Raw genomic sequence first — 9,873 nt, 5'->3', positions numbered from 1 at the left:
CGCGGAGCGGGTAATGCCCCGGCAAGCCGGGGCATAGAGCGCGAATTGCGCAAGCGCAATTCGAGATTCCCGCGTAAACGCGGGAATGAATTCCGTAAACGGAATTCTAAAGACGTGCCTATCCGCGCAAGCGCGGATAGGGGGATTCCCGCAAGCGGGAATCCGGGCGTCCGCTGCGCTCCCGCCCTACCGGCTTCGCCGGGCAGCGAAGAGTGAGGGAGCGTCAGATAGTTCTGTATACGGTCAGGGAGTCCATGGTCGACCACGGGCTCCCTGACGGTCCCTCAAAGACGAGGCGCGCGCTACCTCCGCTGATACCAGATCAGCCATATCCTGCCGTCCCGGGGCGCGGGTTATGGCCTACACCGGGATCCCCGGGGGCCACGTGATGCAGTCTGGCCTCTGGCGGATCCCGGCCACTCCCCCCGAGGACACTCAGACGCGTGACTGCATCACATTATGTGCTGTGTAGGATCTGGGATTCTGACCCACCACCGGAAGCGGCCTTACCTTGTACGCCGACCGCTTTTCATTTGTTACGGACGGCTCATTAGGAAATCTAGCCGTAAACATGGAACACCCTCGAACGGAAACCCACCCGAAGGTGCTCCAATGCGGCCTGCGTTTACACGAAGATATCTTCCATTGCAGCAGTGCTGAATTCAGCAAGTATCCGCTTGTGAGCTTTGACCCAGGCGTAGGTACCTACGTCGTAGGGCCTGTCATGTTCCAGGGCCCGTCGCCCTGCTGCGATCCATGACGCCAGGTCAGCCGTGCCGCAGACCTCCAAGAAGGCGATGGCCTGCGCGGGATCGACAGGCAGTATCTGGCCCTGGATGATGCGGCGGGCGGTGGTGCTCGGCAGCCCGCCGGGGCCGGCCATCCGTTCCATCTCCCTGGGGGAGGGGTAACCGGCCCAGACGTGCTGATCGCGCAGTGCACGACTGAAGTCCGCCACACCCCAGACGATCTCCGGATCGGGGGCCTTGTGGACGTAGTACGGCGCCCGGGTTGCCCGGCGCGCACAGGTCCACAGCTGCCGGGCGTAAATCATGGGTTCGCGGGCGGCCATGATCCACGTCTCGACCGTCGTGGTGACCGAGACGAAGGCGGAGACGGTGTCCCAGGCCGGGACGGACCTGCCCGAGGCGGCGCGCTCGAACGTCGCCTTCGACGGCACGCCGTTCGTCTCCTTGGCCATCTGCTCATAGGTCATGCCGGCGGCGGCTTTGAGGCCACGCAGGAAGTCCGCAAGGTCCGCGCGCTCCCGGACCGTGCGGTCCACCGGCTTCTCGGGGCGCCCCACGGCGGCCACCTCAGTTTCCCGCACTGAAGTAGGCGCGCACGAGGCGGCCGATCCGGCCAGCGCGGCGGCCGCCGTTCACCACCACCACGACGATCGCGGCGCCGATGCTGCCAGCACCCGAGAGGAGGAGCAGGACGTCGTCTACGCCCATGTCGGCCGGGGCGAGGATCGCCGCGGTGACGATGCACGCGATGATCACGAGCGCGTGCGGCATTCCGAAGCGGACACTGGCGGCACTGGTGTCGGCGCCGGACGATGCCGACTCGGTGGCCACGGCGAGCGCCGCGACGGAGGGCTTTCCGCCCATGAAGATCTCCCTTACCACCGTCCGGCGACCAAGGGATCGCCGGACGGTGCTACTTGGCTCCAACCGGTGATGGCCTTCCGCACGCTGAACGGGAGTTGGCGCTCCCTGACGCACGAACAGGCCCTGCTGCCCGCAAGCATCCCAGCCCATAAGTCACATATGACAGCCGCTCAAAACGTTGGCTCACCAGCGATCCAAAGCGTTGTCGTCGTGCACGAAGACGATGATGAGCCGGATGTCAGGGACCGGATGGGAGAACACTCGCGGGCAACGCCGCAGGTCAGAGCGCTGCGCGGGGCCCTACCACGAGTAGATGACAGTGTGCCCCAGCATTTGCGACAACGTTGGAGGGGGAAAACCGCAGGTCATGGCGCTGTCGGGGCCTCCTCGTGAGCCCGGGAGATTGGTTTTAAGAGCACCTCTTCGACTCGCCGGTCCCAAGGCAGCGGAACAGTTCGGAACAGTTCTGACCTGGGTTGACTCAATACCGTGCCGCTTGGACCCAAATATTCCTGGGTGGCCTAGGTCATCCTCTTAACCACGGGCGTGACCGCGGCTCCGGCCAGGTCAAAACCCGGACCCTGATTGCTACTGGCTCCAACCGGCGCACACAGGGAATGAGGCCAGGTGTTGGCGCACCTGCCTACGTGAAGCCGATCGCCCACGCCTTCAAGGCCGGGCATCGGCTTCACCTGCATCGCCTACTTGCAATCCGTGAGCTTCGACTCGCGACCAGACGCGTGCGCTGTAGCGTTCGTCGGATGTGGTGCGGTCACGGGTTGGCCGGCCCCGAGTCGCGACGTGTGTCGATGACGTCCAGGTCGGCTATGTCCATCAGCCGTTGCATGAGTTGGACGGAGAGGTCGGCTCGAGCTTGGCCTGCTCCGTCGAGCGCTATTCGCGCAGATTGAAGTGCTTCTTGATATCGGGAGTCGTCCGTAGGCAACCTGACCAGGACGCCTACGCGTGAGGTGGCGAGGTCGAGAGCATCCAAGATCAGCTCTTGCTCGGATTCGTGCACTCTCATGGTGCGATCGCTGACAGGGATCCTTCCCAGCGGCTGGTCAGTGCGCCGTACCAAGGGACTCAGTGGCACGTGGGTCCGCCGCCTGCGCCTGACACTGTCTCTCGTGGCGACGATGGCGAACCCGTCACGAAGGCCATCGTAGATCGCCTCAGCTACTGCGTGTCTGGCCTGGTGAGCGCCCTGCCAGAAGTCCTCGGCTGGATGGCCCTGCTGGACCTCGTCTAACGTCACTTCCAGCAGGTGGCACCAGTTGCCGACCACTCTGCGGATAAGGGCTACGCGAGCTACCTGAGCGCTCCGATGCTCATGTACCTTCGCCGCTGCGGCTTCTGCCTGCGCCTGCTCGCGCTGCCGTTCGGCCTCTCGGCGTGCTGCCTTCTGAGCCTGTAGCGGACCCCAATACGTGGCGGCTCCTGCGAGGACAGCACCGCCCAATGCACCGAGAAGACCGTAGACCGCGTCCTGCATGCCCCCGCCTCCAGCCGTGCCGCAGCTGGCGGCAGCGATTATCCAGCCGCTCAGTCATACGCTCCTTCGCCATGGCGCACAACACGGTCGCGCGTGAGCTGATGGGGGGCCACTTGTACCTGTGCCGCGCAAGGTTGGGGAAACCGAACAGGATCGGAATCAGCTGCCTCCCGAAGTGGCGGACGTCTGCTGCTCAAGCGGGGTTGGCGCAGATCTTGGGGACCGGTCGCGGGCGTCACCTTGGTGTTGGCCGGTAGTTCGGATTCGCCTGGTAGCCGCCGGAGAGCCTCCCGCGAGCGTCTACCTGCCAAGCCGCAATGATGGCCTCAGGGGGCACAGCCCCCGTTCGGATCATCGACCATGTTCCCGTCGATCTCGTATACCCAGCCCCCTGGATTTGCCTTGGCCTCGGCAACCAGCTCGGGCGGAGGCATCCGCTGCCCACTGCGCTTCCTTCTGAACATTCCCACGCCCCCGTGCCTCCCTTGTCCTGAGGAGCGAGGTTACGCAGCGCCGAATGATCCAAACAGAATGCCCTAGAGCGCGTGCGGGGTGGCGAGCGGTCACGGTGTCTGGCCGGGGTCGGAGTGGCCCAGGCAGGCGGTGTAGCGCTGGGCGGCGCGGGTGCTCAGTCCGAAGAGGTCGATGAGGCGTTTGGTGTCGCCGCCGGTGGCGAGGGCCTCGTGCAGCAGGCGGTCGTTGCGCAGCGCGCGGGCGCTCAGGTGCGGGCCCAGGCGGTGGTGGATCCAGTCGTGGCTGACGTGGGCGGTACTGGTGGCGGAGCGGAAGTGGATGAACAGATGGGGGTTGGTGGTGGCCGGCCAGTGCTGGGTGCGGTGGTCGAGGTAGGCGGTCAGGCGGTCGCGGACGGGGCCGGCGAGGACGACGGTGCGGCCCTCGAGGTGCAGGCGGGGACCGTCCAGGTGGGTGAGCTTCAGGTGCTGTACCTCGTGGGCGCTCAGGCCGTGGAAGGCGAGCAGGGCGGTCAGCAGGGCGGTGGCGGGGTCGGGTGAGGTGAGGGCGTCGCGGATGTGCTGCACGGGGAGCGGCAGGGGGGTGAGGGGGTTGTAGGAGCCGGGTCTGAGCTGGGTGGTGGGGTCGGTGAAGAGCAGGCGGCGGGCTTTGAGGACGCGGAAGATCGAGCGCAGTGCCTGGCACATCTGGCTGCGGTGGGCGTCGGCGGGCGGGAGTGCGGCATCCACGTCGGCGGGGGTGATCTCGCGCAGGGTGGTCTTGCCGGCGGCGGCCCATCCGGTGAGGGCGGGCAGCGCCCAGTACAGGTGCAGGCGGATGGTGGTCTCGGTGCGGGGCCGGCGCCGCGGCGGTGTGGTGCTGCCGTCGCGCATCACGGCCAGCCAGGTCCTCACCTGCACGGCCATGTCTGCGGGCAGGGGGGCGATGCGCTGTTCGGACCACCGGGTCAGGGCCGGGACACGGTCGTCGTCGAGCAGGCCGGTGGCCTCGAGGACGGCGGTGATCCGCGCGGCGGGAAGGCTGAAGTCCTTCAGGACGGCGACGTCGGTGGAGGTCAGTCTGACGCCGGGGGTGTCGAGGAAGCCCAGGGCGATGCGGGTGCCGGTGCTTACCCGCCGGGACAGGTCCCGGTCCCATCCCTCCCGCAGGGCGCGCTCGGTGATGAACCGGTCGGTCCATGCCGCGAGATGAGGATCCGCACGCCGGGCCAGGCCCTCCGTCCCCCCGCGGTGACGCAGGCTGCGGGAAACCTCGAACAGCGCCGGCTGGCGAAACCCCGCCGCCCACACCGGCTCGAGGGGAGCCGGGCCGGCTCCGGGCGGCCCCGGGCGTACCTGGTCGGGCCGGGCGGGCTCCGGGCGTACCTGGTCGGGGCAGGCGGGCTCCGGGCGTACCTGGTCGGGGCAGGCGGGCTCCGGGGGTGCCGGGTCGGGGCAGGCGGGCTCCGGGGGCGCCGGGTCGGCCGGTGCGGTGGCGGGGGGATTGTGTGCGGGGCTCTTGCCGTGGTGGGTGAAGAGGTCGGCGATGAACAGTTGCTGCCCGTGGCGGCGTACCTGGCTCCAGTCGGTACGGGTGTGCAGGCTGCGGGTCAGCGCGGCCTGCTTGCGGCACAGTCGGCAGATCCCGTCCCCGTCGAGGACCGCCGTGTGGGCGCACACCGTGCAGGCGCCGCGCGTGGTGTGCCGGTAGCACCAGGCGGCGCAGCCCTGGCACAGCCGGCGCCGGGGCGCGGCCCCCCAGGCCAGGCAGTTGCGGCACGCATCTGGCGGCGGCACAGCCGAGTGGTGACAGCGCCGGCACAGGCCCGCCGACCAGTACAGGCCCGACGAACCGCAGCGCAGACACGGCGGCGGCACCACCGGCCCGCCGGGCCAGCAGGAAAAGCAGTACGGCGCCCGGGGAAACGCCCGCGGCCGCTGCCCGCACACCCGGCACATCCCCTTGTCCGACACCGGCTTGCTCACAGCGGCGGCACCAGCCGGCGCACCCCCGCCCGCGCCGCCGGCCCGGTGCACGGCTGCGCGGATGTTGCCGGAACCGTCCCGTGCGCAGCGGCGGGCCCGGGCCGCGCCGCGCTGGCCCCGAGCACACCGGTGCCGCCCGGCGGTCCGGCGGGCGGTCCGGCGGGCGGTCCGGCGGGCGGTCCGGCGGGCGGCGCCGGATCGGCCACCAGCAGGTCCGAGGGCCCGCAGCCCAGCACCGCGCAGATGACCTCCAGGTCGTCCAGGCGGACCGAGAGGGGCGTACCCGACCACAGCCCCGACATCTTGCCCGCGCTGACCCGCAGGCCCGCCGCGGCCAGCCGCCGGCGTACCTCCGCCGACGTGGTGATCCCCCGCACGGCCGCCCGCGCCTTCAACTCCCACCGCATCAGCGCACCTCCCCGCCGCCCAGCCGGCCCGCCACCCGCGCATTGGCCCGGTCCCACGCCCGCTCGATGTGCCCGCTCGGCACATGGATGTAGCCCGTCGTGGTCGACAGCCACGCATGACCCAAAAGGTCCTGGATCGCCTTCAGATCGACGCCGCGCTCATACAACGCCGACGCACACGCGTGGCGCAGCACATGCGGCGTCAGCCGCCCAGACCAGGCCGGCAGATGGCGCTGCACCGCATCGGCCAGCGCCGCCCGCCCGGTCTGCGCGCCCGCCCGCGCACGCCGCCCGTCGCGGCCACGGCGCTCGCTGGGAAACATCGGCGCCCGCGGATCGTCACAGTCGTCCCCGAAATACGGGCGGACCTCGGCAAGCCACCAGCCCAGCAGCACATCCACCCCGTCGATGGCCGGCACCAGCCGCTGCCGCGGCCCCCGCCCCCCACTGCCCTTGCCGTAGCGGACATGCAGCCTGCCCCTGGCTCCCAGGTCCGGATACCAGTCACCGACCTCGAGCATCACCGACTCACCGATCCGCAGCCCCACCCGCCACCACAGCGACGCCACCACATAACTGCGCACCGCCGGCAGATACTTCCGCGCCCCGGGCAGCTCCCGGCGCCACCCCCCGAACAAGGCAGCCACCTCCCGCGCCAACGGCGGCACCCGCACCACACCCCCGGCCGGCCGGCCCGGCCGGTTGAACTCGTCCACCGGCTGCACCAGCACATACCCGGTCCGCTCATACACCGCCCTCTGATAACGGCCCAGCAGGAAATCATAGAAACGGGCGACCCTGCACACCTGGTCGAACACCGTGGAACGCGCCAGCCCCCGCTCCCGGCGCAGATACACCAGCCACCCATCCACATCCGCCGCCTGAACCGCCCACAGCCGGCACCCCGTGAACGACCGCAACCCCGCCACCGCCGCCCGGTCCTGCGCCAGCGACCCGTCCGAAAACCCCGCCCCCAACCCCGCCAGCACAAACCGATCCACCAACTCCCCCTCAAACCCCTCCTCCCCCACCCCACCACCACCACCGTCACCACCGTCACCGGACACCGACCCCACCAGCCTCAACACCACAACCCCTCCCCCAGCCGGCAACCCCACCACCACCTGGATACCGGCCACCCCTCACGAATCCCGACCACACCCACCCCAAACCAACCGACCGAGCGAATCCCAAACCCCAGCCCACACCGCCCACACACCCACCAACCCACCCAACAAACCCAACAAACCCAACACCCTTCAGGCAGAGCGGGTCTGGCGCGACATGCAAACCACCTACGCCCCCGCCGGCACCGGCGAAGTCCAGCGCATCCGCCTCGCCCAGAACCTCCTCCACGAACACGGCCACCCGGGCGAGGAGACCGACCACACGCAGTGGTCCGTGCGCCTCGCCCACCTCACCCGGCACGCCCGAGCAGACCCGGCGGCCGCCCTGTAAAGCCCCCGCGCACGCCACCCCGTGAAATCCGCATTGCCATGCGCGGGCCCCCAGCCCCGCCGCAGACCGCGCGTCCAAGCCAGGCCTGCGGCGGAGCGCACACCCCCACGCCCCTGCCCGTCCACCCCCTCCTCAGAGGAACGCATGAACATCACCGTCCACCATGGCGCAGGCGGCAGATTCGACGACCTGGCGCAGCGCCTTGAGACCGTCGCCGCCGAAACCGCCCCGCTCGTCGAAGTGGTGACGGTGCTGGTACTGCCCGACACGGTGGTCATCCGGACCCTGTCCCCGCGCGCATGGCTGAAGGTGCACCAGCGCCGCAGCGCACGGCTGCGGCGGGACGAAGCCCGTGGGCTGCGCGCACCACGAAGGCGCAGGCGCCAGGCGAAGGTTCAGCACTACATCCAGTGCAACGGCCGGCACCGGATCTGGCCCCTGATCGGCGCCCAGGTCGTCGACTTCCGCCAAGGCCAGTTCGAGCTGGTGATCCTGCCCCAGTCCGTGCACGAGGCCGGGCAGCTCAACGACCAGGAGGTGCTCACCAAGGTCGTCTGCCACGAGCTGACCCATGTCGCCCAGCACGCCACGGACGACGGTGCGATGTGGCGGCTACAGGACAGCTACTACCCGGAGCTGCGAGGCATAGCCGACCGCGACTACGGCTTCCTCGTGGAAGGGCACGCCTACTGGGCCGACCGGCAGATCACAGCCAAGCTCCTTGGCGCCCCGGTGTCGCTGAAGGAGATCAGCCCGCACGCGACTCACCGCTACAGAGACCTTGCCGACACCCTCCAACGCGCCGAGACGCTCCAGTACTTCACCAGGGCCGTCGACAGCGTTGAAGAGATCGTCACCACGCACGGCCTCGACGCTTTCAACGGGGTCTGGCACCGTCCCGACCTCGTTCCGACCCGTGAGGAGGCCAGCGCACCCGTCGGCTGGATGCAGCGTTTCGGATGACGAGCCTGCTGCCCTCTGACGCCCCTCGCCAGGCACTCCCGTTGCCCAGCGCGGCATACAGCCCGGTGCGTGGACGGTTGTTTGACGCGCCCTCCACTGTGAGCGCGCTACAGCCGACCCCGCGCCGGGTGAACCACCGAGAGCTATCCGCGACGCAGACCAAAGACAACAACCATGCAGCCCGACCATCCCGCCTTCCTCTTTCCTGGCGCAGCACCCCCTCAGCCCTCTCGTTCCCCGGACCGGACCGTGGTCCGGGGCGGGGCAGGGGGCCCAAGCCACGACGCTGGTTCCCCTGGCCAACAGGGTGCTGCGCTCACACCGCCCGTCTTCGACAGCGTCGAAGGCACATCCGAAACGAACGAGTGCCGAAGGTGTTGTCCTGCGCAATTCCGGACAACACGCGGTGCAACGATCGCGGCCTCCCTGAGTGCTGCGGGGACGGTGGCTCGGTGAAGCCGCTGCTGTGGCGGGGCGTGCGGGTTCCGTACATCACCTCGTGGACCGCTGAGCAGGTCTCCCAGCCGCGCATCATCAAAGTCCCCGGTCCCCGCGGCCTGCGCATCGGCTATGTGGACGAGACCGAGATGGCCGACCGGCGCCTGGAGGCGCTGTGGGTACGCACCGGCCTCGCCCAGGGCTGCGGCCGGCCGGACTTCCTGCGCAACAACTCGCACCGGCAAAAGCTGGCGATGCGTAACGACCTCTGCCAGCTGTGCGGACAGTGCGTTCTCGGATGGTTCAGCAACGGACGCACCCTTCAGCTAGTGGGAGGCAGCACCCCGATCTACGAAGGGGAAACCACCACTGCACCGCCCGTGCACCCCCTCTGCGCAGTAAAGGCGACGCAATACTGTCCGCACCTCCGGCGCGGCTATGTGGCCGCGCTTGTGGAACGTTCCGTGCTCTGGGGCGTGGCTGGCATCGTCCATGACCCAAAGACGCTGGCTCCTCTCCCCCACCCCGGGAGCCGGCCCGGCGAACTCCAGCATGTCCACATCGGGGACAAGGAGATCCGCTGGACACTGGCCAGCTTCACCGTGCACAGCGTCCACAGTGTCACGGCCGTGTCCCCAGCCGAATTGCAGGCCATGGCGGAAGCGGACACGAGCCGCGCATCTGCCGAGGGCCAGCAGGTCCGGTAGTCCCCCTCCCCTGTCCCTTCCACGAAGGAGAGAGCTTGCGTACGGCTCTGTCCACGATGCCCTTTCCGAAATCCGGTACGACGTTCCGTCCGCGGGGCGGCAAGCGCCCCTCACGCCAGCCGCAAGGGCAGCGGCCCGCAGGCCCCGCGCCGACGGTTCAGGCATCGCAGATCCTGAGGCGTTTGCACCTTCTGCTGGCCGCGCACCACGGCCGTCATGCCGGTGGTGTTCTCGAAGAATGCCAACGCCGCACCCTCAGACTCCCGCCCCGGCCTGCTGCCGGGCACCTGCCCTACTACATGGCGCAGGCGGGGCGGGCTCCAACTTCCCGTCCGAGCACGGCCACGCGACCGC

General features: G+C 69.1%; 9 protein-coding genes. 3 read left to right on the top strand and 6 right to left on the bottom strand.

The window, feature by feature from the left end; genetic code table 11:
- Positions 1-625: 625 nt before the first annotated feature.
- The 5 genes from QF030_RS02285 to QF030_RS02265 form a co-directional block, all read right to left on the bottom strand.
- Positions 626-1,306: a helix-turn-helix domain-containing protein gene (locus tag QF030_RS02285; protein ID WP_307160928.1), complete on the bottom strand. Its 681-nt coding sequence runs from the start codon at positions 1,304-1,306 to the stop codon at positions 626-628.
- Positions 1,307-1,316: 10 nt separating this feature from the next.
- Entirely contained in the window at positions 1,317-1,613 is a 297-nt protein-coding gene (locus tag QF030_RS02280) for a hypothetical protein (RefSeq protein ID WP_307160927.1), read from the bottom strand.
- 2,058 nt (positions 1,614-3,671) lie between these two features.
- The gene (locus QF030_RS02275; protein ID WP_307160926.1) at positions 3,672-5,357 is read right to left on the bottom strand and encodes a hypothetical protein; all 1,686 of its coding nucleotides are present in this window, start codon (positions 5,355-5,357) and stop codon (positions 3,672-3,674) included.
- Positions 5,358-5,542: 185 nt separating this feature from the next.
- Entirely contained in the window at positions 5,543-5,953 is a 411-nt protein-coding gene (locus tag QF030_RS02270) for a helix-turn-helix domain-containing protein (protein ID WP_307160925.1), read from the bottom strand.
- The gene (locus QF030_RS02265; protein WP_307160924.1) at positions 5,953-7,092 is read right to left on the bottom strand and encodes a tyrosine-type recombinase/integrase; all 1,140 of its coding nucleotides are present in this window, start codon (positions 7,090-7,092) and stop codon (positions 5,953-5,955) included. The genes QF030_RS02270 and QF030_RS02265 overlap by 1 nt, the downstream gene beginning before the upstream one ends.
- Before the next feature lie 145 nt (positions 7,093-7,237).
- Here QF030_RS02265 and QF030_RS02260 point away from each other — a divergent pair, with 145 nt between their 5' ends.
- The 3 genes from QF030_RS02260 (at position 7,238) to QF030_RS02250 (ending at position 9,519) form a co-directional block, all read left to right on the top strand.
- Positions 7,238-7,411 (top strand): hypothetical protein, encoded by a 174-nt coding sequence (locus QF030_RS02260; RefSeq protein WP_307160923.1) that lies wholly within the window; start codon positions 7,238-7,240, stop codon positions 7,409-7,411.
- A 144-nt stretch (positions 7,412-7,555) separates the two neighbouring features.
- Positions 7,556-8,374, top strand: a complete 819-nt coding sequence (locus QF030_RS02255) for a zinc-dependent metalloprotease (protein ID WP_307160922.1) — start codon at positions 7,556-7,558, stop codon at positions 8,372-8,374.
- Between the two features lie 452 nt (positions 8,375-8,826).
- Complete coding sequence (locus QF030_RS02250) at positions 8,827-9,519, top strand: hypothetical protein (RefSeq protein ID WP_307160921.1); 693 nt, start codon at positions 8,827-8,829, stop codon at positions 9,517-9,519.
- Positions 9,520-9,629: 110 nt separating this feature from the next.
- On the opposite strand, the gene QF030_RS02245 is transcribed toward QF030_RS02250, so the two are convergent.
- On the bottom strand, positions 9,630-9,764 hold the full coding sequence (locus QF030_RS02245; RefSeq protein ID WP_307160920.1) for a hypothetical protein: 135 nt from the start codon (positions 9,762-9,764) through the stop codon (positions 9,630-9,632).
- Between the last annotated feature and the right edge of the window lie 109 nt (positions 9,765-9,873).

It is taken from the genome of Streptomyces rishiriensis (assembly GCF_030815485.1).
In the GTDB taxonomy this organism is placed as follows: domain Bacteria; phylum Actinomycetota; class Actinomycetes; order Streptomycetales; family Streptomycetaceae; genus Streptomyces; species Streptomyces rishiriensis_A.
Note: the sequence above shows the minus strand (reverse complement) of the source record. Positions and strands in the feature narration are given on the sequence as shown.

Coding starts and splice junctions, on each gene's coding strand:
- QF030_RS02280 (WP_307160927.1), bottom strand. CDS start 1,613: ATGGGCGGAAAGCCCTCCGTCGCGGCGCTCGCCGTGGCCACCGAGTCG.
- QF030_RS02270 (WP_307160925.1), bottom strand. CDS start 5,953: ATGCGGTGGGAGTTGAAGGCGCGGGCGGCCGTGCGGGGGATCACCACG.
- QF030_RS02260 (WP_307160923.1), top strand. CDS start 7,238: ATGCAAACCACCTACGCCCCCGCCGGCACCGGCGAAGTCCAGCGCATC.
- QF030_RS02255 (WP_307160922.1), top strand. CDS start 7,556: ATGAACATCACCGTCCACCATGGCGCAGGCGGCAGATTCGACGACCTG.